The organism is Weissella diestrammenae, from assembly GCF_014397255.1.
Taxonomy (GTDB): Bacteria; Bacillota; Bacilli; order Lactobacillales; family Lactobacillaceae; genus Weissella; species Weissella diestrammenae.
Window position 1 is genome coordinate 149,352 of record NZ_CP060724.1, and the last position, 25,200, is coordinate 174,551.

The following is a 25,200-nucleotide window of genomic DNA, read 5'->3' on the forward strand; positions in this document are numbered from 1 at the left end:
TTTATCAATGTCCTCCTACAGTTGTTCCAATATTCTCACCCAAAACAACACGCTTAATATTGCCACTAGTATTTAAATTAAATACGACTAAATCAATATCGTTATCCATCGACAACGTTGAAGCTGTTGAATCCATAATATTTAGCCCTTGTGACAAAACATCCATATGTGTGAGATGCTCATATTTTACGGCTGCAGGATTTTTGCGTGGATCATCATTATAAACACCGTCAACACCATTTTTACCCATCAAAATAGCATCAGCATTCACTTCAGCCGCTCTCAATGCTGAGGTTGTATCAGTTGAGAAATAAGGCGAACCAGTCCCCGCACCAAAAATCACAATGCGCCCCTTCTCGAGATGTCGGACCGCTTTACGTCGCACATATGGTTCGGCAACTTGGCGCATCTCAATCGCGGTTTGAACACGAGTTGGGACATCTAGCGTTTCTAGGGCATCTTGTAGCGACAATGAATTCATCACCGTTCCAAGCATTCCAACATAATCGGCCTGTGCACGTTCCATGCCCAATTCAGCGCCAGCTTCACCGCGCCAAAGATTTCCGCCACCAATCACAATCGCAATTTCAACGCCAAGTTCATAAACCTCTTTGATTTCCGCTGCGATCGCGTTAACTGTTTGTGGATCAATTCCGTAACCTTTTTCACCGGCCATGGCTTCACCTGATAACTTCAATAGTACGCGTTTATACTTTATATCTGCCATGTTGTGAAAACTCCAGTTTACTATTGAATTTGTGCAGCAACTTCAGCGGCAAAGTCAGTTTCTTTCTTTTCGATGCCTTCACCAACTTCATAACGAATAAATGACACTACTTCTCCATTTTGCCCCTTAACAAAGGCTTCAACAGTCTCGCCATCACCTTTAACAAAGGGTTGGTCAACCAATGAAATATCGGCCAAAAACTTCGTCAAACGACCTTCAACAATCTTTTCCTTAATGTTTTCTGGCTTACCATTCAAATCGTCTGCTGCAAGTTGAATTTCTTTTTCATGCGCCAAAACATCAGCTGGTACTTCATTACGAGAAACATATTGTGGGTTAATTGCGGCAACGTGCATCGCAATATCCTTAGCTGCATCAGCTGATGCACCATTAAGCAGTACAAGTGATGAAATACGACCACCCATATGTGAGTATGCACCAAGAACTTGACCGTCTTTTGCTTCAACAACAGCGAAGCGACGTAGCGTAATCTTTTCACCAGTAATTTGAGTTGTATGAATGATTTCTTCATTCAAAGTGGCACCATCTGCACCAACCTTCAATTCAAGTGCTGCTTCAACATCAGCTGGCTTATATTCAACAATGGCATTGGCAACAGCATGCAATAGGTCATTAAATTCCTTATTACCGGCCACAAAGTCAGTTTGTGAATTTAATTCAATAATTGCAGCCGCATTACCCTTAGTTGCGACATATGTCATACCTTCAGCAGCGATTGCATCAGCCTTTTTAGCAGCCTTTGCCATTCCCTTTTCACGCAAAAAATCAATTGCCTTATCTAAATCACCTTCAGTTGCAACTAATGCTTTTTTAGCATCCATCATTCCAACGTTGGTCTTGTCACGTAATTCCTTAACTTGAGCTGCAGTAATAGCCATTTTCAATGGTCTCCTTCAAAATTCAAAAGTTTTATCTAGTCAATTATACACAATTCTCGTGCTTTTATCACTACAAACCAGTCAATTCATCGTCAGAATCATCACATTTGTTTCAAATCACACGTTTAAACCGTATCTAATAAGGACATACCAATTGATAACGTGTCATTTGCACACCAATTTAACATTAAAGTCAGCTGATTACTCCACCCCAAGTCCTACTTATTCTAAATTTGTCTGCCCTGCTTATTATTTGTTGCTTCTTAAGACAGTCAAAAAACGTCTGTACTCAGTTATCCTCTATACAAACGTCACCGCTATCACTATTCAACTAAACTAACTCTAAATCAAATATACCTTGATCACCAAATATCTTTGCTGTTTCAAATTCAATTTCAATAACAATGAAGTCAGCAACCGCTTCGCCCACTGTATCTTCCCACTCTGGAATTTGTTTGGCAATCAACGGGCAAATCTCTGCCATTGACTTCTCAGATAATTTAGCAGTCGCGGCATTAGAAGTCACGACACCATTATCATGGTCAGTTGGGACAGTCATAAATGAAACATTCGGATTCTTTTGAATATCCATAACTTTTTTGGATGACGCTGGTGATGTAATATATAAAACATTGCTGAAATCGTCCGGCAAAAAGAAAAACACATCACGATTACTTGGAATGTTATCTACTGCGGTTGCTAAATTCAATACATGCGATTCGCGTAAATACTTTAACATCATTGCGTGATTATTATTATCCATGATTTTCACTCCCTTATTCTACTTATTTTTTATACTACTCGTATTTTGTGAACAAAGTATGGTGTTTTTTTGTCTATAAACCTTATTTAATGCCTTCTAATCTAGTGCGTTACGCCGAAAAACAAAAAAGGCATACACAAATTTGTGTATGCCTTTTAATAAAAGATACAAATTAATTATTGTCGCCTTCAACGATTTCTGTTAATTCTTCAATTGAAGTGGCCTTATCGGCACCTGCTTCTTTATCAAATTCAACAGATTCTGCAACTGCATCTTCACCTTGGTTACCTTCAATAACAGCATCAGCCATCTTTGCAGTAATCAAACGAACGGCACGGATTGCATCATCATTTGATGGGATTTTAACATCAATTTGATCAGGATCAGCATTTGTATCAACCATAGCGACAATCGGAATATTAAGCTTTTGTGCTTCTTGCACAGCCAATTGTTCCTTATGTGGATCAACGATAAACAACAAATCTGGGATACGAGGCATGTCAGCAATTCCACCTAGGAACTTTTCCAACTTCTCGCGTTGCTTTGTCAACAAGGCAACTTCCTTCTTTGGCAAACGATCAAAAGTACCATCTTCTGACCATGAACGCAATTCCTTCAAACGTGCAATACGCTTTTGGATAGTAGACCAGTTCGTCATTGTACCACCAAGCCAACGGTGGTTCACGAAGTACATGTTCGCACGTGTTGCTTCTTCTGACACAGCGTCTTGGGCTTGTTTCTTTGTTCCAACGAACAAAACGATTGCCCCATTAGCTGCAGCATCACGTACATAATTGTACGCTTGGTCAACCAATTTAACTGTCTTTTGCAAATCGATAATGTAAATACCATTACGCTCTGTAAAGATGTATTCACCCATCTTTGGGTTCCAACGACGTGTTTGGTGACCAAAATGGACACCAGCTTCAAGCAATTGCTTCATTGAGATTACTGCCATGAGTAAACTTCCTCCAAAATGTTTTTCCACCTAATACCGCATGTAGTTCGACGACCCTACAGGGCACCCGTTCAACTATTGGTATTAGTGAGTATTTTCTGGTTATTAAACCAATATTTAATTTTACGTGATTCAACAGCGAAAGTCAACTAAATAACACGTCACAGGATGCATCCAAAATAAAATACAAGAAAATACACATAACGTGCATCGCCTTGTATTTTTTATTTTTTCATCTTACCCCAAAACATTAACGGTACAGTTCATATCATTACAGTCAACGATACTGCGCATCCCATACACCTTGTCTTAGCGATTTAACTTAACGGCGTGAAATCAGTCACACCATGCGCCATTAAATATTTCACTTTCTTTTGACGCGGCAATTTCTTAAAACGCGCCTCAGCTTTGAGAGCATCACTTTTCGAAGTAAACACTTCATCATACAATAACTTCAGTGGGTGTCGACTTGCTGGCCGCGTGTATTTAGCGCCTTTACCCGCCGCATGCGTTGCCAAGCGACGTTGAACATTATCAGTAAACCCTGTATAGAGGGTATTGTCAGCGGTCAACAAGACATACATATAATAATTTTTATCTACCATTAACTACGGCCTTCATAAATTGCCCATACCTCATCCCGATAAGTATCATCTTCATGATGGGTCACAATCGGTGGTAAAATTTGCGTACCTGTCAAACGGCCGTTCTTGATAGCTTCAATTAAAACGATATTGGCTTCACGTCCCACCTTTGGATACACAAATTGTACCCGTTTAGGAATTAAATTGTTAGCGCGTAATGCATCCAATATTTCAAATAACCTATCCGGTCGGTGCACCATGAAGAAGTGACCTCCAGATTTTAACAATTTTTTGGCAGTATGTGTGACCAATGCTAAATCCGCCTTGATTTCATGCCGAGCAATTGCATAATGTTGATTAGGATTCTTATGTGATTGTTCAGTCGCCGCAAAATACGGCGGATTTGAAACTACCGTTTCGACTGAACCGGGCTTAAGCGTCTCAAAAACGTCACGCATATCAGCATTAATGATTTTAATTTTATCATCCAATTCATTCATCATTACTGAACGTTGCGCCATATCAGCTAAGCGTGGCTGAATCTCAATGCCAATAATTTTTCCCGTCACTTTATGAGCCATAAACAGTGGAATAGCCCCATTACCAGTACCCAAATCGACGATTGTGCCGCGACCACCATTTCGGGGATTTGCAAAATGGGCCAACAAAACCGCATCTAACGAGAATGAAAAAACATCACGACTTTGAATGATTTTAACTTCATCTCGATAAAGCATATCTATTCGCTCACCGTCTCTTAATTCAACCGTCATTATCAACTTCTCCATGTATAATCTATCTTAACCTATTGTCTAGTGCGTACAATGAATTGTCAACTCATTTCGCATTCGTTAAATTTATGGCATAATAGAAGGCACAAGTATTGATCAAGGGGAATGAATTATGTTTTATCACATTGCTGCGCGCATTGTTCAATTTATTATCTGGTTAATTAACGGCAAATATACGCTTTTAAATCAAGAAAAGTTGCCTGATGATAACTATATTTTGGTTGGCCCACATCGTACATGGTGGGATCCCCTATATTTCGCCGTTGCTGGCTATCCAAACGTCTACATGTTTATGGCTAAAAAAGAATTATTTAAAAACCCAATTATTGGGTGGATTATCAGTCATTCTCACGGATTTGCTGTTGATCGCGAAAATCCTGGGCCTTCCGTGATTAAAATTCCAGTCAACGGGCTCAAAAAGGATAACCTTAGCCTCATCATGTTTCCATCAGGTTCACGCCATTCCCAAGAGATGAAAGACGGGGCACTCGTCATCGCGCGCTTGGCAAAAAAGCCAATCGTACCGCTCGTATATCAAGGCCCTTTAAAATTTTCAGACCTCTTCAAACGAAATAATGTCACGATGGCTTATGGCGACCCCATCTATCCAGACCAATTTTCAAAACAAAAAGAGTTAGCATCCGAAGAATTTAATGCTGTCTTAACTGCTTCATTTGAGGCGCTTGATGCCCAAATCAATCCAAATTGGCACTACGTTGATGTTCACCCTGAACGACGGGAAAATTATTTGAAATAGACGCTCAATATTTATATTGAAACATCTAAAAAGCGCGACTAATTACAGAAATTAGTCGCGCTTTTCAATGACATTAACTTATTTTGTTTGCGTGTTATTTTTCATTTGTGCCATCATTTGGTTCAACTTCTTTTGTGAAGGCTTTTGACCCATTGATGTCATCATTGATTTCATCATTTCTTCTGAAATCGGTGGATTCTTTTTCAAATAACTTTCCATTGAGCGACGTGCAAGGAAAAATCCAGCCACACCGCCAACCAACAATGCCAAAACAACTAATACAATCCAAATTGAAGTACTCATAATTACGTCCTTTTGTCTATAAATTCACTATTTCATTGTACCCAAAACCGATATGAATTACTACCCCTATCAATTTTAACGCGTTAATCTTCACGAATACCATTTTCACGTTGAATCTGCTTCACCTTTTCAGGTGTTACCTCTTGTCCATCTTTATCAAAGACTTGTAGCATTTCAACCTGTGAACGAAAAGCGGCCCGGAAATTTGCTAGGAATTCAGCCCTTAAATCTTTACGTTCTGCTTCCTCTTCAGGTGTTAGGCCCGCCGCCGTCTTTGCTTTTGCTGCTAATTCATTAATTCTTGTCCGAACAGCTAACATATGTGAATCTTCTGCCAATATTCATTCCTCCATTCAACCATCTCTTCAACATTATAACATTTTATTACAATGGTCGATATGAGGCAGTTTAATTGTCAGTATCACAGTATAATATAAAACAAATGGCCTAATATGAAGGAGTTTGTTGATGGCAAAAAAAGAAGAGAAACAACTCAACGTTTTACGTTTTATCTATGAAACAAGTCACAGAAATGGATTCCCACCAACGATTCGTGAAATTGGGGACGGATTGGGCATGACTTCCCCATCGACAGTTCATGGCTACCTGACTCGTTTGCAAGATAAAGGGTACTTGTTTAGGGATCCAGATAAACCCAGAGCGCTCGAAATAACAGCAAGTGGTTTAAATGCAATGGGCATCCAACAAAATCCAACCATTCCATACTTAGATGGTCCTTGGTCAAAATTTAATCCGGAAACGGCGCATCGCTCACCCTTACCAGATAATCTGATTCGTTACGCCGGCAAATTATTCTTAATGCGAATGACTGGTGATAACATGCAGAAAATTGGTATCTTTGATGGCGACGACTTATACATCAGTCAACAAAATGATGCTGAAAACGGTGAAATTGTCGCCTATATTGGTCAAGATCAAAAGGTTAAAATTGCACGCTTCTTTAGAGAGCGTGCTCAGTATCGTTTTCAACCTGAAAACAATCAATACCATCCAGAAATTATGTTTGAACTCACCATCATCGGCCGTGTAGTGTCGCTATTTCGTAATTCAATTTATTAACAACTTGCCTATTATCGTTATAAACCGCAGAAAAACGCATGTCAGACTATGGCATGCGTTTTTATATCATATATTTAATCTCTATTCGCCTTCATAAGCCAACAAAGCATGAATATCGTAACCCTTTAAGATATCACGGCCACTCAATGCATTAAGTTCAATCAAAAAGCCAAGCCCAACCACTTCACCGCCTAATTTTTCGACTAGGTTAATGGTTGCTGCAATTGTTCCACCAGTAGCCAATAAATCGTCAACAATAACAACTTTGTCACCTGGCTTAATCGCATCGCGATTAATTTCTAAAGTCGCTGAGCCATACTCTAAAGCATAGTGCTCAGATACGGTTTCTCTTGGTAATTTACCCGGCTTTCGCGCTGGTACAAATCCAATCCCCAATTCAATTGCAATGGGCGTTCCTAACAAAAAGCCTCGTGATTCGGGGGCTACCACTACTGTCGCACCTTGTTTTTGTGCGTACATTGCTAACTGATGCGTTGCCATTTTTAAAGCAGCAGCATCTGCTAACAACGGTGTTACATCTCGAAAAATAATCCCAGATTCCGGAAAATCAGGAATTGATGCAACGTAATCATGCAAATCAATTGTCATATTTTATGCTCCTATTGCCGATTAACTTAGTCGGCTTTCGCTAATTCATTTAGCAGTTGCTCAAGCTCACTCGTTGAACTATAGATTAATTGTCGCTCGATCTCACGTTTATTGAGATACGCTTGATAACTTTTCGTTTGTTCTAACTCGGTGGACACTGGTTGTTGAACTGCATTTAAAAAACCATTTTCAATTGTAACAAATTTTGCATCTAAAAACACATTGATTATCAATCTTAATGTTTCCGGACTCATTTTTAAATGTGCAGCCATTTGATCGAAGTACTGTTTCAATGCCACCTGTCTTTGCTGCATCATAAATTTATAAAACGTTGCAAATTCAGCATGTCCCGGTACTTTCTGTAAATATGCCGGGTGTGATGTATAAAAAATAGGCGCCCAGCCATCTGCCGGTACATATGCCAACACTTGGTGTAATTGGTCTAAATCCGCTGGTAAATCAACAAACGCCATCAGACCGGCATTCGTCAAATTAAATGCATCCTCCCACCAAATTGCACGACTGTTTCCTTGAATCACAGAATTAAGCTGTTCATAAACCTTCTGATTAAAGAAAATGTACGTTGCGGTATGGTTAAAGGTCTGCCTTGTTAAACGTGATGTGCGAATATCAAGAATGCCTGACCCTTGTGCTCGCATATCTTTAGCAATCATCTGATAATTTGTAGCGCCACGAAAAGTGTTTTTACTCATCGTCCCCACAACTTCTAAACTATCATAATGCCCTGTCAAAGCATCAGCATACATTCCCATTTGCCAACCAATAATTGGTAATGGTTGATCTGAGGTTTGACCCGTAAATCGTAAATGCTTCCCATCACTCATTGTTTTAACATTTTGTGTATTTGTCAGTGCAACCAAAAAAATAGGTTCAGCATTATCTTGTCCAAATGGTGCTAATAATTGTAATTGATCAAAATTTTGTTGATTAAAGTCTTGTCCTGAAACAGATGCGGTAATCGATAAAGGCAATTGATTATCTTCTGCCAAATGTTGTGTCAACGCAGCTTGATTCAATAGTTCTCGTACCGCAACTAAATTTTCAAATGGAATAGTCATTCCAGCTGCTAGCGCATGTCCGCCAAAAGCATGATATAACGCTCGATGGGGCTGCATAGCTTGGTATAAATTGAATGCAGAAATCGAGCGGGCTGATCCCTTCATCATATCGCCAGCATGATTTAAAATAATTGTCGGTTTACCTGTGTGTTCAAGAACCCGGGCGGCAACGATACCTAAAACGCCCTCATGCCAACCTTGTCCGACAATCAGCAAGACTGCATCGTTTTGTCGCTCACCTGCGGCTTGCTGCAAAGCTTGCTCAGTGATTGAATCCACCAACGCCTTACGTTCATCATTTAAACTATCAATCTGTGTTGCTAAGCGCTTAGCTTCATCGTCATCATCACTCAACAGTAATCTAACCCCATCTGTTGCGTCTTTTAAACGGCCCAGCGAATTAAGCCGGGGAGCAATTTGAAAGCCAACTGTTTCGGCAGTGACTTGATCAATTTGACCAGACAGCAAAGATAAAATGGCTTCAATTCCCAAACGTGGTGCCTGATTAATACTTTTAAGGCCTAACGCAACAATGACTCGATTTTCGTCGGTCAAAGACATGACATCAGCGATCGTCCCAATAGCTGCTAAGTCAAGCATTTCATCTGCTGGTGCTTCAAGTAATGCCGAAGCTACCTTAAAAGCAACTCCCGCTCCAGAAAGTGCACCGAACGGATAGTCACCCATCGGATGCCTTGGATGAATGACCGCAACAGCTTCCGGTAGCTGATCTGGTAACTCGTGATGATCCGTAACGATTGTATCCACACCAACCGTTTTTAACCAAGCAATTTCATCATAACCCGTTACCCCATTATCAACGGTAATCAATAGTTCCATTCCTTCGGCAACTAATTGTTGATAGGCTGCCAAATTTGGCCCATAGCCGTCATTAAACCGACTTGGTACAAAATAAGTAACATTTGCCCCCATAATTTCCAAAGCAGACGTCATGATTGTCGTTGCTGTCATACCGTCAACATCATAATCACCATACACAACTATTTTCTCATTGTTATCAATCGCGGCCATGATACGATCAACAGCAGTTGTCATCCCATAAAATAAAAAAGGGTCGTACAACATATCTAAGTCTGGATGAAGGAATCGGTTCACTTTATCTAACGTGTCATAGCCCCGTGAAACCAAGATTTGCGCAATTAATTGAGACGCACCAAATGCATCTTGAATGTCTTTAACTGTCTGATTATCTTGTGATGCTAAGACTTGCCAGTTGTATTTTGAGGCAATCATTTATACTTCCTCATCTTCCTGCGCCACATGTTCAACCAATTTAATTGGGCCAGCATTGGTCTGCAACCCCATTGGAATATCGTAAACATCAAAGTCCTGCACAACTCTTGTATTGGCAAAAACAGTTTGCGCCGCATATGCCAACTCATTTGCTAAGCGGCCGGGATATCTAGCTGAAATATGGGTCAATAACAGACGTCCAACATGGCCATTAGCCGCACTTTCTGCTGCTTGAATGCTTGTTGAATGATAGTATGCTCGGGCCAACTTCCCCTCACCTTTACCATAAGTTGCCTCATGGACAACAACCGTCGCATCTTGGACTAAAGGCCGAACATTGTCTGTTTTACGGGTATCACCTAGAATGGTAACAACACGTCCTTTCTTAGATGGTCCAACAACGTCGGCAGCCAATATAGTGCGACCGTCAGACAGAACAACATCTTCGCCACGCTTTAAGCGACCATAAATTGGTCCTGCAGGTATTTGGAGCTCACGTAACCGATCAACCAATAATTCTCCTGCATGATCAGCCTCAATAATCCGATACCCAAACGATAAAATACGGTGGTCTAACGGCAATGCTTCAACCTTAAATTTTTCATTTTCAAAAACGGTCCCACCAGCATCTGGTTGTTCATGATAGTTAATGCGATAGGTTAAATGGGTCTGAGATGTTCGCAAACTAGTTTCAATATAATTTTTTATCCCTCTTGGGCCAAAAATATCCAATGGTTCTTCACCACCCTGAAATGAACGCGATGACAATAAGCCAGGCAATCCAAAAATGTGATCACCATGTAAATGCGTCACAAAAATTTTAGTAACCTTTCGTGGCCGAATGGTTGAACGTAACATTTGCTGCTGCGTGCCTTCGCCAGCATCAAATAACCAAACTTCATTTAGTTCTTCTAATAGTCTTAATGCGATACTCGTGACATTTCGATAGCGTGCTGGAACGCCAGCACCTGTGCCCAAAAATTCAAGTTGCATATGTCAGTGTACCGTCCTTCAATCAATCATTTTCTTCAATAATATTTGCACCTAATGTGTTTTTTAAGTGCTGCAAGGCCCAAGCATGTCCTGCTGCATCAAAAGATGCAACAGCCGCTTCAGGCACATTAATTTGATAACCTAAATTATAAGCATCAATTGCGGTGTGTAAGACACATATATCTGTGCAGACACCCACTAGCGTAATCTCTGTAATTTTCCGTTCACGCAATCGAAGATCTAAATCGGTCCCTGCAAATGCTGAATAGTGTCGTTTATCCATATAATAAACATTTGCCTGATCTGCCGTTTTTTCATAGTAAGCCTGTAACGCACCAAATAACTGACGCCCATTCGTACCTGCTAAATTATGCGCAGGGAATAATCGACTTTCAGGGTGATACTCATCCCCAATTGTATGGCGATCAATAGCATAGACGACAAAATCTTGCTGTTCGGTGGCCTGTTTTGTCAATTCAAGGATTTTAGCATGTAAATTTTGTGCAGGCTTGCCCGCGGTTAACGCACCATCATCAGCGACAAAATCATTCGTGTAATCAATCGAAATTAGTGCTTTCATTAGACATACTCCTTAGCTGTCACTTTTTAATCCAATAAGGTAAACCAAACTTAATTGTATTCTCAGTACCGTGAATAATTCGTTGAATATTTGAACGATGTAAATAGACAACAAAAAGCATTAATATTGAGCAGACAGTTGCCAAAATGGTATCGTCAATCACCCAAAATAGAATGGAACTCATTAGAAAACCTAAAATTGATGCAACCGAAACCATGCTCGAAATCAGTAAACCAAAAACAAAGAAACAAAATGACCAAACAAATAGTGTTGGTGAGTATGCCAATAAAATCCCCAACGAAGTTGCAACGCCTTTTCCGCCCTTAAAATTCAACCAAAATGAAAAGGTATGTCCAATCACTGCTACAACCCCAATAATGAGGACCCAATAATGTTGTGAAGTTGGTAACGGCCCCCAAACATACGCCATCGATGCTGCTGCCGTTCCCTTTAAGATATCTAATACAAAAACCACCGTCCCAGGAATTTTCCCCAAAATCCGAAATGTATTAGTAGTTCCAATATTTCCAGACCCTAAAGTCAACAAATCTTTATGATAAATAAATTTCCCAATCCAGTATCCAAAAGGAATGGCGCCTAATAAATAAGCAATAATAATGCTAATCACCACATGTGTTCCGGTCATAATAACTCCATCATTTGTATTAATTTTTCTGTATTGAAGCCCTTATCTATCTAACAAGGTTTTCTACATACCTACTCATTTTATCACGAAAACTATTGAATTATTAGTACCACAATCGCAATTATTAATCTGCCGTCATTACCCAATACGAATCAAAAAAAGCAAATACAAATTGTATTTGCTTAATTTTTAAATAAACCGCACAAAACGTATACACTTAAATCTTTTCATTTTTAGTTTCTGTTTTTGCTAATTGAGATAAACGCACCTCGTGCTCACATGCTTCAATGGCATGCTTATAATAAGCCCCTTGACGAATAAATTTACTAAAGGCGCTCACGTTTTCAACCATCTTTAAGTAACTTTCTCGTGTGGTATCTTGCATCAAACGATCAATGTCCGCCAGACTTTCAATCATTAGCCCCAAACCAAAACTGCGAATTAAATGTGCCGCCGAATCATGTTTTGAAATAATGACAGGCACCCCACCAGCTAAAAACATCGATATTTCATAGGATAAATTAAGAAATCGTTTATCGTTCGCTCGATCATCTTCAAATACCAAACCAAATCCACTATGTGGTACATCATTAACTTTATTGGGATCTAATTCAGACACCTGGTTAAGCAAACTGTCTTTTTCGTGAATTTTTTCTTGGAAGACATTAATTGGCGTTTGAAGCTGCCAATTTTTAATATATTTCTTGGTTGGCGCATTGACTACTGAAACTTCGCGGCTAAATTCGGCAATCGTCACAGGTGCTGGTATCAAATAATCATGGATCTCAACCGTCCTCACGCGGGTAACAATTCCAATTTCCCGTAATTGTGACAAGATGTCATTATTTTGGATCAACAAACAATCTGCTAAATTAAGTATCTCCACCATCATTTTATCATTGCCTAAGTTAAAGCAGTCAATATCCAAGGCAACTAAAATCAATGACACATCAAGTGATTTTAGAAATTCAACTCGCGTGTAATCTGCATTTTTCTCATCTTCATTTGATAAGACTGGATATAATACAATGTCTCCTTTAGCAAAATGGCCGGTCAAAACGCGATTAATTGGAATTGGAATATATCCTAACTTGGATGCAATGTCGACGATATCTGCTCGAACTTTTAAAGCGACTTCTTTTTGCTGTGACGATACATATATAACAAATTTATTCATTTTAAGTTCCCCCAGCCCTTTTAAATAAAAAATACCTAAGACTATCATCTTAAGTATCAACTATATTTTTTATTTAAAATTGCCCACATTATGAATAAATTGCGAATTTACCACTTAATACGGCTTTATTCAATAATGTTTCCAGCTCAGTTTGCATATCATGCGTAACAATGTCGCTTGGATAATCATGCTGCTGATATATAATAGCGGCCACCGTGCCCACTAATGGTAAAATAGCATGCGATTTTCCAGGAATTTCAACGGTCAGTTTCATGGCGGCATCATACGAATCAGTATTAAGCAAAACCCATGTAATCACTTCAAGGGTATCCACGATATAACCAGTTGCTTTGAGCTCCTTCATTGGTTTATTAACAAAATCAGGTGTATTTAAATTCTCGAATTCAGACAATGCCTCTGCAAAGATATCGTGTTCAGAATAATACTCATAAGCCAATCCGACTGCGCGATCTAAGGCCATCTCCAAATCAAATCCATCTAGAATTTGCCCGATTAAGATTGCATATAAGCCAATTCCAACCAAGCCTCGTGGATGATTATGGGTTAACCCAGCTATTTGATGTAAAGTTAGCATAGCTGTTTCATTATTGATAAAATCAGAGCCATACTGCGAATACAGATAAAGAATCACAGGCATCATTCGCGTCAAAGCACCACTTCCGTTGTCATCTTCAGCAATTCCGCCTGAAGAAAAAGGATCATGATTCTCAGAGAAACGCAAAATAGCACCTTGAGTCGTTTTTCCAATGGTTTGAATTTGACCATTCGCAGTATACTTGCCTTCTGCATACCATTTCTCAAATTCATTCATAATATCGATTAAATTATACCCATTTGATAGGGCATTAATGGTTGCCAAAGTTAATGAGCTGTCACTACCCCATACTTGGGTACCTTCTGTATGGTCTTGCTGAGATTTTAAATCACCATCCAGCAAACCGAGGGTGCTATTAATTAATGGATTATTCGGTAAGTCCATGTTTAATTCCCCTTCCTTTCCATTCAGAAATTGTAACATTTTTGCAACGTATTTGGCAAATTAAGTTTATTTCGTTATAATTGACATATTCAATTCAAACGAGGAGCTCTCAAATGGCTGAAGAAATAACTAATATTTTCCCAATTGTCTTACTACGTGATCGACTAATGCCCAATCTATTTAATGAAGACATTGCCGATATTACCTATTGGGCTGGGAAAAGTCTAGCCCGTGAATTTGAACTCCACGGCATTAAGGCGATTATTGATTTCTTTAATGATGCCGGATTTGGTACGCTTACCATGCACAGTCAAAAAGCAACAATGCAAAAATGGCATCTGACAGGGCAAGTCATTGAAACCCGACTAAATGAAGAAAAAGTACCAGACTTTAACCTCGAAGCTGGATTTATTGCACAACAAACACAACAGCAATTGGGCTTTGGGGCTGAAGCACAGGTTGAAATTAATAAAAACATTGTCATTCTAACTGTTCTGACTGAATCAGCGGGGACACTACAAGACTAAATAAAAGGTCGGTCAATGAGCAGATGCCCATTAACTGACCTTTTATTATTTTATAGTAAATACTTGGCATCAAATTCTGGATCCTGTGACGTTAATATTTTTGGTCCATCATTTGTAATTGCAATTGTATGTTCATATTGTGCTGACCATGATCCGTCCAACGTGGTCACTGTCCAGCCATCTTCCTCAGACGTTTCAACTTCAAAGCCGCCGAGATTAACCATCGGTTCAATGGTAATTGTCATGCCAGGCTTTAATCTTAACCCGCGGCCAGCAACACCATAATGCGGCACGGCTGGTTCTTCATGCATCGTTGGTCCGATTCCATGTCCGATATAATCGCGGACATTACCATACCCATTTTCATCTTCAATAAAAGCATTAATGGTTGCACCAATATCTCCCAAACGATTACCAACTTGCGCTTGGTCAATCCCTAAGTATAACGCTTTGTGCGTTACATCCATTAAACGTTGTACTTTGGGGCTCACCTCACCAACCGCATACGTCCATGCTGAATCAGAATATGCCCCATCCAGTTCAACGACTGTATCGACCTTAACAATATCCCCCTCGTTTAAATACAACGCCTTACGTGGGAACGCATGCGCAACTTCGTCATTAACCGATACTGTCGTTGCGTATTCAAAACCTTCAAAGCCAATTTGTGCAGCTCGACCGCCATGACTTTCAATATATTGACGGCCAAACACCTCAATTTCCCAAGTTGAGATACCTGGTTTAATAATTTGACGCAGGCCTTGATGCATGCCTGCGATAATTGCACCAGACTTCGCCATTGCTTCTATTTCTCGTTGTGATTTTAACGTAATCATTTTCGTCCTCCAGTTTAACATTCACTATTAACTATACCACGCTTTATCGTATCTCGTTCAATCTACAATGAAAAAGGTCAGGCTAACACCTGACCTTTTAATCCAAAGTTTTATGCTTCGTTTAATTCACCATCTGCGATCTTCGCCAATAATTCACGCGACGGAATGAAATATAATTGTCCCGTTAGGATAGTTGAAAAAGTTAACAAATAATCTGTTTTAGCTAGCATGCTTTCTAACATCGCCTTTGTGACGGTCCAATGTCTTGCGTACCCAATAAAATATGTTCCAGTGTTTTGACTAGCCTCATCGGAATAAGGAACGTTCATCCGCACAATTTTTTGCTCAACGCCATTTATATCTACTTTTGAGGCAACATTATGCGCATTTTTAAACTTTTCATCATCCGGTAACTCTAAATCAGTATATTTTTCACGGCCAACGGCTTTTTCTTGTTCTTCATGTTTCAAATGACCCCAAAAGTCCATGTCGTGGCGCCACTTTTGTGCAAAGGCGTACGACCCATTAATAAATGCTGGATCTTCTGAGCCAATGATAGCATAATCTGCCGCATCTTCAGGTGCTGGCGCTTCGGTCCCATCAATAAACCCAATAATAGCGCGACCTTCAAAATACCTAAAGCCTTTTGTTTCATCTATCAATGTTGTAATTGGCTTTAAGAAGCGCATAAATTGCGTCACCACTTCATACACAACTGCCTCATTCGCAGCTCGAATATGAAAAAAAATATCACCTTCAGTCGCAGGCATCGTGTATTCTGGCCCCTCTAAAGTCGTATACGTCTCTAACTCATTGGGCTTTGCAGCCGTTGGAAATAAGTAATCCCAAGCCGCATTACTAAATCCAATTGCAACCCGCAGATTATCCTGATTTGCTCGAATACGCATTGAACGGATAATCGCTTGTGAGCGATCGGCAAATTCCTGAATCACATTCTGCGCCTCTACCTGACTATCTCGAGATAATTTTAATACAACAAATGCAACACTACGACCAACATCTTTCCAAACATCTTGTGCCTGATCTGGATTCATTATTTCCGTCATCTTTCCCCTCCAAATTTAACTATTCTAATCAAGTGATACCGGTTCAAAGTCATCACCATTTTGTTCAAATAACGGCAATCCTTCCAAAAAAACTAAATCTTTACGATGTACCGCATCACCTTCCGCCAAGATTGCAGCTTGGGCAACGACCTTGGCGCCTACTGACTTTAATAATTCTGAGGCTGCCGCCATTGAAGCACCACTTGTCACAATATCATCAACTATGACCACTTTTTTCCCAACTAGTCGTTTTGAATCAATAGCATCTAAATACATATTTTTGGTATTACCCCATCGATCAACATAATCTTTTTGGGCGATTGGCGATTGCATATATATTTTTTTTGACTGCCTCAATACAATATATTCTGAATGCAGGCTCAAAACCGACATTTCATGCACGAGCGGAATGCCCATACTTTCTGTTGTTACCAGATAATCAAAATTATCCGGTATTTTATCGACCAACAATTTTGCTGACTCATGTGTCATCCGTGCATCACCTAATAAGACAAAGACAGCCATACCATGTGTTTCATCAATGGGGATAATTGGCAACCGTCGCGTATAATCACCGACCGTTAATAAATAACTCTTGACCATTATAACTACCTCCTATATTGCATCTAATTGACTACACCTTTATTTTCCCATAACTAACAAAAATTAGTTCAAAATAACTCCGATGATTTAGACTAAATATATTTAACCCTGGTTACCTAAGCGGCGCTGACAGTCAGGACAAATCCCCCGCACTTCCACTTGATATGACCCAATTTTGTATCCCGTTGCCTCAGCTGCCAATTTTGGTAATTCCGTTAATGGGAAATTGTCAGCATCGACAATTTTGCCACAATTGGTGCAAATCACATGATAATGCGGGATACCAAACCAATCGTAATGCATCTTACCATCCGTTTTATTATCAATCGCCAAAACTAGTCGCGCATTAACTAACATATCTAACGTATTATAGACAGTCGCTAAACTGATTTTCTCAGATACCGCTTGCAAATCATGATAAATGGCCTTGGCTGTCGGATGGGTCGGTACCATTCGGTTTTCTACCAAATATCGGACAATAATTGAACGTTGCTCTGTTAATTTAAAACCTGACCTTTTTACCGCTGCAAAAGCAGCTTCTACTTTATTTTCTGTCAAAATAATTTACCAATCCCATAATGAATAGCAATTGTAATCAATGCAATTACGACATTTCTCAACATTGCACGCTTCATGAAACCATGACCAAGATAAGCACTTAGCAAACCAATCATCGCTGATATGATAGCTGTGATTAATATGGTTCCTACAATACCATTTTCTCCTGTCACAAAGGTCATTGTCAATAAAGGAAAAACACCAGCCATTGCCGCGCATATCAGTGATGAGATTGCTGCACCCATCGGGCTCACATAGTGTCCTAATTGAACATCATATTTTGCAGTCAACACAGCTTCCAGGGGTTTCGTTGCCATCAAAGCCTGTGCAATTTTCCGACTTGTCATTTCTGAAACACCTTTTTGCAAGTAAAATTGATAGATATCAGCTTCAACACTTTGTGGATTAGCCGCTAAACGCCTTGTTTCTAAATCAACAACTACTTCTTCGGCATCTTTTTGTGAACTAACCGAAGCATATTCACCCGATGCCATTGACAAAGCGCATGCGAATAAATCTGCAATCCCAGCAATAAAAATCGTAAATGAATTGGATGTTGCAGCACCGACAGAGAATAACACACCAACAACGGTTAGAATACCATCATTTGAACCCAACACACCGGCTCGAATAACATTCAGGCGTTCTTCCATGGTCTCATTTGGCGCCGATTTAATATTTTTCATCGCTCCTATCTCCCCATCATTAGTCCAATAGCATATGTTACTAACATCGTAAAAATACCTGCCAAAACATTGCGCAAAGTCGCACGATATAGATTAGCACCTGATAATTTAGCCGAAGAGTACCCAGTGAAAGCTAAAGCAATAATAACTGACAAAGCAGTTACCATGACATTGATTGCATGTTCATGCGGCATTGTTGAAATAGCTAACATCGGTAAAATTGAACCTAACGGAAAAGAAATCATAGATGCGACACTCGCTGACATCGCATTCATCTCTTCGTGTAATGTAAAGCCATAACGTTCACGAATTGTTGTCCCCAAAGGATCAACAATCATCATTTCTGAAACCGCCTGTCGAGCTAAATCACTCGGAATACCTGACTTGACGTATTTGTTTTCTAACCAAGTCTGTTCTTGTTGAAAGCTTGACTCTAATCGATTTTGTTGTTCTTTTTCTGCCCTTTTCTGCGCATCATTTTGCGCGTGTACCGAAACATACTCACCCATCGCCATTGAGACCGTACCAGCTAACGCGCCGGCAAACCCAGCAATTAAAATCGAGAAAGTATTGGTTGTTGCGCCTGCCACCCCAATAACAATCCCCGAAACAGACAGGATGCCGTCATTAGCTCCCATCACGGATGCTCGGATAATGTTATTGCGTTGTGCCAGACTTTTTGTTTGCTTATGTACCATTCGTCATCTCCTTTTTAATTTAGAATCATTATAATTTTAAATATACCAAATTGATTCTTCATATTCAAGTCCAAGCAACTAAGACGCGACAAAAAAACCACCGGTCCAAAACAGACCAGTGGTTACAATTAATTCTTTACAGCTGCTATTGAGATAAAAGGTTATCTTCTATTCTTCAATGTCTAATGCAATATCATCTTCTGTTTTTGCGTTAGATACTTCCTCGGCTGGTGCTTCACCTTCGCCCAAGTATGCCTGTCTCACCCGTTTGAAAATATCATCATAAGCATTTTTATTTTCAGGATCATCAAGCCAACGAATAACATTAACCTTTCCTTGACCAATCTTGTCCCCATTATATGAGAACCATGAGCCAGCCTTATCAATAATATCTTTATCAACCGCCAAGTCAATCATCTCACCGGTTTTAGAAATACCCTTTCCAAACATAATTTCGACTTCCACCTCGCGGAAAGGCGCAGCCACTTTATTCTTGACCACTTTAATGCGCGTAATATTTCCAACTGACTTAACATTATCATCATCAGCCTTTGTCGCATCAATACCACCCTTTCGACGAACATCTAATCGAACAGTTGAGTAGAATTTAAGCGCACGTCCACCTGGTGTTGTTTCAGGATTACCAAACATGATCCCAATCTTTTCTCGTAATTGATTAATGAAAATAACCGTCGTGCCAGTTTTCAAAATAGCACCGGACAATTTACGAAGGGCTTGAGACATCATACGCGCTTGTAGCCCAACACTCGTATCACCGATTTCGCCGTCAATTTCTGCCTTCGGCGTTAAAGCGGCAACAGAATCAACTACGACCATATCAACGGCACCTGAATTAATCAAAGCATCAGCAATCGACAAACCTTGTTCACCTGTATCTGGTTGTGACAAAAGCAATTCATCAACATTGACCCCCAACGCTTTAGCATACTCAACATCCATGGCATTTTCCGCATCGATATAGGCCACAATACCACCATTTGCTTGCGCTTCAGCCGCGGCATGGAGCGCTAATGTTGTTTTACCTGATGATTCGGGACCATAGATTTCAATAATACGCCCCTTAGGGTAGCCACCAACACCAAGTGCAATATCCAACTTCAAAGACCCAGTCGATGTTGATTCAACCTTAGTAAACTTAGAATCACCCATCTTCATAACCGCACCTTTTCCAAATGACTTCTCAATTTTCTTTAGTGCTTCATTCAACGCTGCATCCCGTGCTTTAGGGTCTGTTATTTTACCTTCGATTTTCTTATTTGGGTTAATATTTTTCCCACTTGCCATTTAATCGGCCTCCATATTTTTATTAATAAATTAAGTATAACCTAATTACCTGACTTTGTAACTATTTTTTCAAAATATTTATCTGGTGTCAAAATAACTGCATTCAATAAGTTCATTCCCGCTGACACAGCAGCTTCACGCACCATTTGGCGATCGCCTTCCAATTGAAAAGCTTGAACGTAGCTTAGTCGTTGACCGTAAACAATTCCGATATATACAGTGCCAGCTGCATGCCCTTCTAGTGAATCAGGACCCGCCACACCCGTAAAACTTATGGCCCAATCGGTCTGCATTTTTTTAGCTGCCCCAAATGCCATTGCGACTGCGACCTGTTCTGAAACCACACCATATCGTGCAATTAATGCCTGCGGCACTCCCGTCAGTAACGTTTTTGCTGTCGCTGAATAAGTCACAAAAGCACCTGGAAACACTGCTGATATCCCCGGTGTTTCTGCAAGTGTTGCCGCAAACAAGCCGGCCGTTAGACTTTCAACAGCAGTGATGGTTTCATCCATTTTTATTAATTTCTGTCCTAATTGGATCTTTTGTTCAGTCATTTTAATCCACCTCCTACTAAATAATGAACCATATAACGATAAACGTTACATTTTGAAATAAAAAAAGGCGACGTTGGTCACCTTTATTATCTTATTTTAAGCCATCGGCAAACACAAATCGTGCCTTCCAAAAATATTCAATTCCCGAATAAACGGTAAAGAATACTGCAATCCACAACATAATCTGGGCAAAAGGAATGCCAATTGTCGCAAAGCCAAAATTATGCAACAAGAAAAACGTAATGGCTAACATTTGCGTTGTTGTTTTAATTTTTCCAGGCATCGCTGCAGCCATCACCTGACCATTGTTTTCAACAATTAGGGTCCGTAATCCAGTTACAGCTAATTCTCGAATGACAATAACAGCCACCATCCAAGCTGGTACCCATCCAAATTGGACAAAGTAAATCAATGCCGTCATGACTAATAACTTATCAGCCAAAGGGTCAGCAAACTTCCCAAAATTAGTCACTAAATGTTGGCGACGTGCAATCTGACCATCCAGCGTATCTGTTAGTGATGCAGCAATAAAAATCAACGCAGCAATCAAATGGGTTGTAGGTAACATATCGCTACCACCCCATAAATTGATTGGTACCATCAAAATAATGGCAAATAACGGGATTAAAACGATACGAAAAACTGTTAACTTATTTGGTAAATTCATGTCTTACTTCCTAAAACTATTTTTGTGCAACATTAAAGACTGCACGCCAGACTAAACCTGTATTATTCAAAGGTGCGTCAATCCCATTAAATTGGAGGGTTAAATTATTAGCATTACCCGTTTGTAGTGTGACAAAAGTGTTGTCGCTTGGAATATCAACCTCATGCGTCTCACCAGCTTGGATGGTCCCTGAATACAATACAACCCCAGCATTATTTGTTACTTGTGTCCATGATGCGCCACGACCCGTTATTTTTAACTTTCGCGCTTCATTGACTGGCACTTTGACCGCAAAAGTTGACGTTGTGCCAGCGACAGAAGCAGGTGCAACTTCCGTCTTAGGCTTTTCAGACGCACTCGAAGCCTGCTTTTCTTTTTGCTTTTTTGATGTGGAAGTTGCTGACGTCTCTGAACTACTTGAAGCCACCTTAGACGTTGCTACTGAGACTTGTGAGTTATTCGCTGGTTCTTGCTTAGCTTTCCCAGCAAAATTGGCAACAAACGCCCAGACAACAATCACAACAATTAGCGCCACAATCGCCAAGATAACCTTTGGCATCATGACACTGGCTTTTTCGATGGTTGACTCTTCTTGTCGGTGCATGCCAGCACGCGTCACGTTATCAGCATCAACTCGAGATTTATCCAAATCAGGTGCAACCGTTGGTGCAATAATCTCATGTGATTCCAATAACGAATCAGCATCTAACCCGACAGTTGCCGCATACTGTCGAGTAAACGCGCGCTCATAAAACTGACCTGGCAACTGGTCCAATTGATCATTTTCAATTGCTTGTAGGTAACGTTTTTGAATCTTCGTTTGGGCTTGAATGTCGTCTAGTGTTAGTCCCTTTTCAATACGAGCTTTTTGTAATTCCTCACCAATACCACGCTGTTGCTCTTCTGTCATGCTTCTAATTCCTTAATTAACTAATATTTATACTTTTATTTTACCATACAAAAGTTAATTTGGACGGGCAATTATACTAGCAATTGGACTAACAGCAACACGCCGAATCATTTCGTGCACCGTCATAACCGACAAATTTTGAAGAATCTCAATCTCATCATCCAACAACGTTCCGCCAAAAGTATTCCCCTCATATCGCGTCACAATCTCTTCTAATGAATTCAGCTTGGCTACCATACGTCCTAACATGTCTTTTTTGGCTAAATCATACCATTTTTTTAGATCTTCAAATCTGTCACTCAACACTTGTAACTCATCTGATACTAAGCTGATTAACTCCTCTGGTTCCGATGTTTCAGCAATAATGGTCACAAATGCAAAGGCACGTTCCCAATCAAACTCCACACTAAAACTATCATCAATTAAGCCTGAATCGTACCAATTCATATAAACTGGTGAAAATTCACCAAAAACCAGATCCATGACCAGCGACCATGCAATAGCATCATTTAATGCAGCCTTCCCAACTGGTAACATTTGACCCTCATAAAAGCGTTGACCAATCGCTACTTTATTCCGCACCGTTTCTAATTCAATCTCTACTGGTAGCGTATCCACAGCTGATAAAACTGGTAAGTGATAATGGCCCGTAATTTGTGGCCTAGCTTGGCCAAGTTCTGACTGCGCAATCAATGTCCGAATCTGAATCGGATCAAATGCGCCAGCCACCACGATTTCCATTTTATTTGGCACATAATTATGGGTGTATGCCGTCATTAGTGCCCTCGCATCAATCTGTTTGATACTATCAAGTGTTCCAGCAATATCAGTGCCCAATGGGTCTTGTGGGAAAAGTCGATTCAAAATTGCACGATACAAACGAGAAGCTGGATCATCCTGATACATCTCGATTTCTTGTCCAATAATCCCAATTTCTTTCTTCAGTTCTTTTTCCGGAAAATAAGGGGTTTGTGTAAAAGATAATAATTCTTCAAAACTGTCGTATTGATAACCACGCGAAGTTAAAAAATAACTTGTTCGGGTTTGTGATGTAAATGCATTCACGTTATCACCAAAACTACTAATTTTGGTGAAAGCATCATAGGCTGGTTGTGCAAACAATCGATGCTCTAAGAAATGAGCTAATCCAGCTGGTTCATGCGTAAGCACACCTTTGTCTTCAAAAATCTGGTCACGAGCGCCATAATCAACTGTCACCATCGCCATCATCTGATGATAATCCGAACGTGGTACTAAATGAATTTTCAGCCCATTATCTAATTGATCATGACTCACCTGCAAAATTTTGTGCGCCATGTCTAATTCCTCTCCCTTGTTAACATCAAGTCAATTTGCAAAATCAAAGCTTGTGCAACCTTTTGCACTGCCGCTACCGTGACAGCATTTATTTGTTCAGTCCACTGTTGATCAGTTAAAATTAATCCTGTTAACTGCTGTGACAATAAATAATCGAGTTGACGTTCTGGTCGATCTAACGCCACAACATAATCATTAATCATCAGCCGTTTCACGATTGATAACTCTTCAGCTGTAATCGGCTGTGTTTGAAGTTGCTCGATTTGTTGTGCAATCATTTGCCTAGCTTGTGCTAAATCATCAAGTTCCAAACCGGCTGACACTAATAATACACCTGTATAGGGATTAAAATCAGAATAAACAGCATACGCCAATCCAGCCTTCTCACGAACATTCGAAAATAATCGTGAGACACCCAATCCACCAAAAAGTGCATTAAAAACGTAACCAACAAATCGTTGTTGCACTGTTAAATTCAATTGGTATATTTGAACTAAACGTGCCTGATTAACGTTTGCAGCCAGTGAATGCATCTGAAGTACCTGCTGTGTCTGTTGCTCAAATGGCGATATTTGACTCATACGAGGTTGAAAATTAAAACGATTCAAAAGCGGTAAAATACTTGTGTCACTAAAATCACCTTGCAACATAATATCGACACGATCATTTTGATACATACGTTTCAATTCATGCCACGCCATTAATGGTGTGACGTGTTCAATGGACTCAGACTGACCGAAGGCGGTTTCTCCAAGATATGATGTCTGAAAATACGCTGTTAGAGCTGTTCTAATCGCTTGATATTCACGATCTTCAAATAAGCCTGCGATTTCATCCAGGGCAATTTCTTGCTGTCGAGAAAAAACTGTTAAATCAAATCCAATCTCGTCATTACCGAGTGGTCTTAATAAAACTTCTTGTAAAAATTCCAACCCAGTCTGCACCATATTAGTCTTATCATTAGTGAATACATCATTCACTAATGATAAATTTAACCTTAGATTGTGAATCGCACCTAGATTTGAAACATCGACACTAAAATCAGCCCCATACATTTGACTAATTTTTTTTGCCATCAATGTCTGACTAAAATATTGTTTTGAAACCGTTTCAAGCATGTTACTCACTAAAAAACGTTCAGCGAAATGTGCTTTAGCTTTCGGCTGGGAAAAATTAATACTGATTTGATTTGTCGCAAATTGTGTCGTCTGAACGATGTGCACATAGACACCATTTGTTAGTTCAATTGTTTTCAATGGTATTACCCGA

General features: G+C 39.8%; 30 protein-coding genes. 3 read left to right on the forward strand and 27 right to left on the reverse strand.

What is annotated here, in order from left to right:
* Positions 1-4 precede the first annotated feature (4 nt).
* From pyrH to H9L19_RS00730, 6 genes are all read right to left on the reverse strand, one after another.
* Positions 5-727 carry a UMP kinase gene (gene pyrH / locus H9L19_RS00705; protein ID WP_187529291.1) on the reverse strand — a complete coding sequence of 241 codons (723 nt, stop codon included), beginning with the start codon at positions 725-727 and terminating at the stop codon, positions 5-7.
* A gap of 20 nt (positions 728-747) precedes the next feature.
* On the reverse strand, positions 748-1,626 hold the full coding sequence (gene tsf, locus H9L19_RS00710) for a translation elongation factor Ts (RefSeq protein ID WP_187529292.1): 879 nt from the start codon (positions 1,624-1,626) through the stop codon (positions 748-750).
* A 331-nt stretch (positions 1,627-1,957) separates the two neighbouring features.
* Positions 1,958-2,389, reverse strand: coding sequence for a pyridoxamine 5'-phosphate oxidase family protein (locus H9L19_RS00715; protein WP_187529293.1), 432 nt, complete (start codon positions 2,387-2,389; stop codon positions 1,958-1,960).
* 172 nt (positions 2,390-2,561) lie between these two features.
* Complete coding sequence (gene rpsB, locus H9L19_RS00720) at positions 2,562-3,347, reverse strand: 30S ribosomal protein S2 (RefSeq protein ID WP_187529294.1); 786 nt, start codon at positions 3,345-3,347, stop codon at positions 2,562-2,564.
* Positions 3,348-3,664: 317 nt separating this feature from the next.
* Complete coding sequence (locus H9L19_RS00725) at positions 3,665-3,952, reverse strand: GIY-YIG nuclease family protein (RefSeq protein WP_187529295.1); 288 nt, start codon at positions 3,950-3,952, stop codon at positions 3,665-3,667.
* Positions 3,952-4,704: a tRNA1(Val) (adenine(37)-N6)-methyltransferase gene (locus H9L19_RS00730; protein WP_187529296.1), complete on the reverse strand. Its 753-nt coding sequence runs from the start codon at positions 4,702-4,704 to the stop codon at positions 3,952-3,954. The genes H9L19_RS00725 and H9L19_RS00730 overlap by 1 nt, the downstream gene beginning before the upstream one ends.
* 130 nt (positions 4,705-4,834) lie before the next feature.
* Here H9L19_RS00730 and H9L19_RS00735 point away from each other — a divergent pair, with 130 nt between their 5' ends.
* Positions 4,835-5,479, forward strand: a complete 645-nt coding sequence (locus H9L19_RS00735; RefSeq protein WP_187529297.1) for a lysophospholipid acyltransferase family protein — start codon at positions 4,835-4,837, stop codon at positions 5,477-5,479.
* A gap of 78 nt (positions 5,480-5,557) precedes the next feature.
* On the opposite strand, the gene H9L19_RS00740 is transcribed toward H9L19_RS00735, so the two are convergent.
* Complete coding sequence (locus H9L19_RS00740) at positions 5,558-5,782, reverse strand: YneF family protein (protein WP_187529298.1); 225 nt, start codon at positions 5,780-5,782, stop codon at positions 5,558-5,560.
* A gap of 83 nt (positions 5,783-5,865) precedes the next feature.
* Positions 5,866-6,102, reverse strand: a complete 237-nt coding sequence (locus H9L19_RS00745) for a DUF896 domain-containing protein (protein WP_187529868.1) — start codon at positions 6,100-6,102, stop codon at positions 5,866-5,868.
* 148 nt (positions 6,103-6,250) lie between these two features.
* Here H9L19_RS00745 and lexA point away from each other — a divergent pair, with 148 nt between their 5' ends.
* Positions 6,251-6,862 (forward strand): transcriptional repressor LexA, encoded by a 612-nt coding sequence (gene lexA / locus H9L19_RS00750; RefSeq protein ID WP_187529299.1) that lies wholly within the window; start codon positions 6,251-6,253, stop codon positions 6,860-6,862.
* 81 nt (positions 6,863-6,943) lie between these two features.
* On the opposite strand, the gene H9L19_RS00755 is transcribed toward lexA, so the two are convergent.
* The 7 genes from H9L19_RS00755 to H9L19_RS00785 all read right to left on the reverse strand — a co-directional run bounded on the left by H9L19_RS00755 (position 6,944) and on the right by H9L19_RS00785 (position 14,200).
* Positions 6,944-7,471, reverse strand: coding sequence for an adenine phosphoribosyltransferase (locus H9L19_RS00755; protein WP_187529300.1), 528 nt, complete (start codon positions 7,469-7,471; stop codon positions 6,944-6,946).
* A gap of 26 nt (positions 7,472-7,497) precedes the next feature.
* The gene (gene recJ, locus H9L19_RS00760; protein WP_187529301.1) at positions 7,498-9,804 is read right to left on the reverse strand and encodes a single-stranded-DNA-specific exonuclease RecJ; all 2,307 of its coding nucleotides are present in this window, start codon (positions 9,802-9,804) and stop codon (positions 7,498-7,500) included.
* Positions 9,805-10,797, reverse strand: coding sequence for a ribonuclease Z (gene rnz, locus H9L19_RS00765; protein ID WP_187529302.1), 993 nt, complete (start codon positions 10,795-10,797; stop codon positions 9,805-9,807).
* Between the two features lie 22 nt (positions 10,798-10,819).
* A complete protein-coding gene (locus H9L19_RS00770) occupies positions 10,820-11,377 on the reverse strand; it encodes a cysteine hydrolase family protein (RefSeq protein WP_187529303.1) in 558 nt (185 codons plus the stop codon).
* A 19-nt stretch (positions 11,378-11,396) separates the two neighbouring features.
* Positions 11,397-12,023 carry a glycerol-3-phosphate 1-O-acyltransferase PlsY gene (gene plsY / locus H9L19_RS00775; protein ID WP_187529304.1) on the reverse strand — a complete coding sequence of 209 codons (627 nt, stop codon included), beginning with the start codon at positions 12,021-12,023 and terminating at the stop codon, positions 11,397-11,399.
* A 217-nt stretch (positions 12,024-12,240) separates the two neighbouring features.
* Positions 12,241-13,200 carry a glycosyltransferase gene (locus H9L19_RS00780; RefSeq protein WP_187529305.1) on the reverse strand — a complete coding sequence of 320 codons (960 nt, stop codon included), beginning with the start codon at positions 13,198-13,200 and terminating at the stop codon, positions 12,241-12,243.
* Positions 13,201-13,288: 88 nt separating this feature from the next.
* On the reverse strand, positions 13,289-14,200 hold the full coding sequence (locus tag H9L19_RS00785) for an ADP-ribosylglycohydrolase family protein (protein WP_187529306.1): 912 nt from the start codon (positions 14,198-14,200) through the stop codon (positions 13,289-13,291).
* A gap of 113 nt (positions 14,201-14,313) precedes the next feature.
* Between H9L19_RS00785 and H9L19_RS00790 the strand changes: the two genes are divergently transcribed.
* The gene (locus tag H9L19_RS00790; protein WP_187529307.1) at positions 14,314-14,727 is read left to right on the forward strand and encodes a YslB family protein; all 414 of its coding nucleotides are present in this window, start codon (positions 14,314-14,316) and stop codon (positions 14,725-14,727) included.
* Between the two features lie 50 nt (positions 14,728-14,777).
* Here the strand turns inward: H9L19_RS00790 and map are convergent, their stop codons facing one another.
* The 12 genes from map to yfmF all read right to left on the reverse strand — a co-directional run bounded on the left by map (position 14,778) and on the right by yfmF (position 25,187).
* The gene (map, locus tag H9L19_RS00795) at positions 14,778-15,563 is read right to left on the reverse strand and encodes a type I methionyl aminopeptidase (RefSeq protein WP_187529308.1); all 786 of its coding nucleotides are present in this window, start codon (positions 15,561-15,563) and stop codon (positions 14,778-14,780) included.
* A gap of 110 nt (positions 15,564-15,673) precedes the next feature.
* Positions 15,674-16,630, reverse strand: coding sequence for a Dyp-type peroxidase (locus H9L19_RS00800; protein WP_187529309.1), 957 nt, complete (start codon positions 16,628-16,630; stop codon positions 15,674-15,676).
* Between the two features lie 24 nt (positions 16,631-16,654).
* Positions 16,655-17,233 (reverse strand): phosphoribosyltransferase family protein, encoded by a 579-nt coding sequence (locus tag H9L19_RS00805; RefSeq protein ID WP_187529310.1) that lies wholly within the window; start codon positions 17,231-17,233, stop codon positions 16,655-16,657.
* Between the two features lie 102 nt (positions 17,234-17,335).
* Complete coding sequence (locus H9L19_RS00810; RefSeq protein ID WP_187529311.1) at positions 17,336-17,791, reverse strand: Fur family transcriptional regulator; 456 nt, start codon at positions 17,789-17,791, stop codon at positions 17,336-17,338.
* Positions 17,788-18,477 (reverse strand): VIT1/CCC1 transporter family protein, encoded by a 690-nt coding sequence (locus H9L19_RS00815; RefSeq protein WP_187529312.1) that lies wholly within the window; start codon positions 18,475-18,477, stop codon positions 17,788-17,790. Before H9L19_RS00815 ends, H9L19_RS00810 begins: the two co-directional genes overlap by 4 nt.
* Positions 18,478-18,482: 5 nt before the next feature.
* Positions 18,483-19,175 carry a VIT1/CCC1 transporter family protein gene (locus tag H9L19_RS00820; RefSeq protein WP_187529313.1) on the reverse strand — a complete coding sequence of 231 codons (693 nt, stop codon included), beginning with the start codon at positions 19,173-19,175 and terminating at the stop codon, positions 18,483-18,485.
* Between the two features lie 168 nt (positions 19,176-19,343).
* Complete coding sequence (recA, locus tag H9L19_RS00825) at positions 19,344-20,480, reverse strand: recombinase RecA (protein ID WP_187529314.1); 1,137 nt, start codon at positions 20,478-20,480, stop codon at positions 19,344-19,346.
* Positions 20,481-20,521: 41 nt separating this feature from the next.
* The gene (locus H9L19_RS00830) at positions 20,522-21,037 is read right to left on the reverse strand and encodes a nicotinamide-nucleotide amidohydrolase family protein (protein ID WP_187529315.1); all 516 of its coding nucleotides are present in this window, start codon (positions 21,035-21,037) and stop codon (positions 20,522-20,524) included.
* A 91-nt stretch (positions 21,038-21,128) separates the two neighbouring features.
* The gene (pgsA, locus tag H9L19_RS00835; RefSeq protein WP_187529316.1) at positions 21,129-21,704 is read right to left on the reverse strand and encodes a CDP-diacylglycerol--glycerol-3-phosphate 3-phosphatidyltransferase; all 576 of its coding nucleotides are present in this window, start codon (positions 21,702-21,704) and stop codon (positions 21,129-21,131) included.
* 16 nt (positions 21,705-21,720) lie between these two features.
* Positions 21,721-22,614, reverse strand: coding sequence for a helix-turn-helix domain-containing protein (locus tag H9L19_RS00840; RefSeq protein WP_187529317.1), 894 nt, complete (start codon positions 22,612-22,614; stop codon positions 21,721-21,723).
* 54 nt (positions 22,615-22,668) lie between these two features.
* On the reverse strand, positions 22,669-23,931 hold the full coding sequence (gene yfmH / locus H9L19_RS00845) for an EF-P 5-aminopentanol modification-associated protein YfmH (RefSeq protein WP_187529318.1): 1,263 nt from the start codon (positions 23,929-23,931) through the stop codon (positions 22,669-22,671).
* Positions 23,932-23,933: 2 nt separating this feature from the next.
* Positions 23,934-25,187: an EF-P 5-aminopentanol modification-associated protein YfmF gene (gene yfmF / locus H9L19_RS00850; protein ID WP_187529319.1), complete on the reverse strand. Its 1,254-nt coding sequence runs from the start codon at positions 25,185-25,187 to the stop codon at positions 23,934-23,936.
* Between the last annotated feature and the right edge of the window lie 13 nt (positions 25,188-25,200).

What these genes read in the sequence shown, in the direction of transcription:
- rpsB (WP_187529294.1), bottom strand. Translation starts at nt 3,347, where the DNA reads ATGGCAGTAATCTCAATGAAGCAATTGCTTGAAGCTGGTGTCCATTTT.
- lexA (WP_187529299.1), top strand. Translation starts at nt 6,251, where the DNA reads ATGGCAAAAAAAGAAGAGAAACAACTCAACGTTTTACGTTTTATCTAT.
- pgsA (WP_187529316.1), bottom strand. Translation starts at nt 21,704, where the DNA reads ATGAATTTACCAAATAAGTTAACAGTTTTTCGTATCGTTTTAATCCCG.
- yfmH (WP_187529318.1), bottom strand. Translation starts at nt 23,931, where the DNA reads ATGGCGCACAAAATTTTGCAGGTGAGTCATGATCAATTAGATAATGGG.
- H9L19_RS00725 (WP_187529295.1), bottom strand. Translation starts at nt 3,952, where the DNA reads ATGGTAGATAAAAATTATTATATGTATGTCTTGTTGACCGCTGACAAT.
- H9L19_RS00755 (WP_187529300.1), bottom strand. Translation starts at nt 7,471, where the DNA reads ATGACAATTGATTTGCATGATTACGTTGCATCAATTCCTGATTTTCCG.
- recA (WP_187529314.1), bottom strand. Translation starts at nt 20,480, where the DNA reads ATGGCAAGTGGGAAAAATATTAACCCAAATAAGAAAATCGAAGGTAAA.
- rnz (WP_187529302.1), bottom strand. Translation starts at nt 10,797, where the DNA reads ATGCAACTTGAATTTTTGGGCACAGGTGCTGGCGTTCCAGCACGCTAT.
- H9L19_RS00790 (WP_187529307.1), top strand. Translation starts at nt 14,314, where the DNA reads ATGGCTGAAGAAATAACTAATATTTTCCCAATTGTCTTACTACGTGAT.
- H9L19_RS00840 (WP_187529317.1), bottom strand. Translation starts at nt 22,614, where the DNA reads ATGACAGAAGAGCAACAGCGTGGTATTGGTGAGGAATTACAAAAAGCT.
- H9L19_RS00770 (WP_187529303.1), bottom strand. Translation starts at nt 11,377, where the DNA reads ATGAAAGCACTAATTTCGATTGATTACACGAATGATTTTGTCGCTGAT.
- H9L19_RS00715 (WP_187529293.1), bottom strand. Translation starts at nt 2,389, where the DNA reads ATGGATAATAATAATCACGCAATGATGTTAAAGTATTTACGCGAATCG.
- pyrH (WP_187529291.1), bottom strand. Translation starts at nt 727, where the DNA reads ATGGCAGATATAAAGTATAAACGCGTACTATTGAAGTTATCAGGTGAA.
- map (WP_187529308.1), bottom strand. Translation starts at nt 15,563, where the DNA reads ATGATTACGTTAAAATCACAACGAGAAATAGAAGCAATGGCGAAGTCT.
- H9L19_RS00735 (WP_187529297.1), top strand. Translation starts at nt 4,835, where the DNA reads ATGTTTTATCACATTGCTGCGCGCATTGTTCAATTTATTATCTGGTTA.
- recJ (WP_187529301.1), bottom strand. Translation starts at nt 9,804, where the DNA reads ATGATTGCCTCAAAATACAACTGGCAAGTCTTAGCATCACAAGATAAT.
- plsY (WP_187529304.1), bottom strand. Translation starts at nt 12,023, where the DNA reads ATGACCGGAACACATGTGGTGATTAGCATTATTATTGCTTATTTATTA.
- H9L19_RS00815 (WP_187529312.1), bottom strand. Translation starts at nt 18,477, where the DNA reads ATGAAAAATATTAAATCGGCGCCAAATGAGACCATGGAAGAACGCCTG.
- H9L19_RS00805 (WP_187529310.1), bottom strand. Translation starts at nt 17,233, where the DNA reads ATGGTCAAGAGTTATTTATTAACGGTCGGTGATTATACGCGACGGTTG.
- H9L19_RS00745 (WP_187529868.1), bottom strand. Translation starts at nt 6,102, where the DNA reads ATGTTAGCTGTTCGGACAAGAATTAATGAATTAGCAGCAAAAGCAAAG.
- H9L19_RS00785 (WP_187529306.1), bottom strand. Translation starts at nt 14,200, where the DNA reads ATGGACTTACCGAATAATCCATTAATTAATAGCACCCTCGGTTTGCTG.
- H9L19_RS00800 (WP_187529309.1), bottom strand. Translation starts at nt 16,630, where the DNA reads ATGACGGAAATAATGAATCCAGATCAGGCACAAGATGTTTGGAAAGAT.
- H9L19_RS00820 (WP_187529313.1), bottom strand. Translation starts at nt 19,175, where the DNA reads ATGGTACATAAGCAAACAAAAAGTCTGGCACAACGCAATAACATTATC.
- tsf (WP_187529292.1), bottom strand. Translation starts at nt 1,626, where the DNA reads ATGGCTATTACTGCAGCTCAAGTTAAGGAATTACGTGACAAGACCAAC.
- H9L19_RS00780 (WP_187529305.1), bottom strand. Translation starts at nt 13,200, where the DNA reads ATGAATAAATTTGTTATATATGTATCGTCACAGCAAAAAGAAGTCGCT.
- H9L19_RS00830 (WP_187529315.1), bottom strand. Translation starts at nt 21,037, where the DNA reads ATGACTGAACAAAAGATCCAATTAGGACAGAAATTAATAAAAATGGAT.
- H9L19_RS00730 (WP_187529296.1), bottom strand. Translation starts at nt 4,704, where the DNA reads ATGACGGTTGAATTAAGAGACGGTGAGCGAATAGATATGCTTTATCGA.
- H9L19_RS00740 (WP_187529298.1), bottom strand. Translation starts at nt 5,782, where the DNA reads ATGAGTACTTCAATTTGGATTGTATTAGTTGTTTTGGCATTGTTGGTT.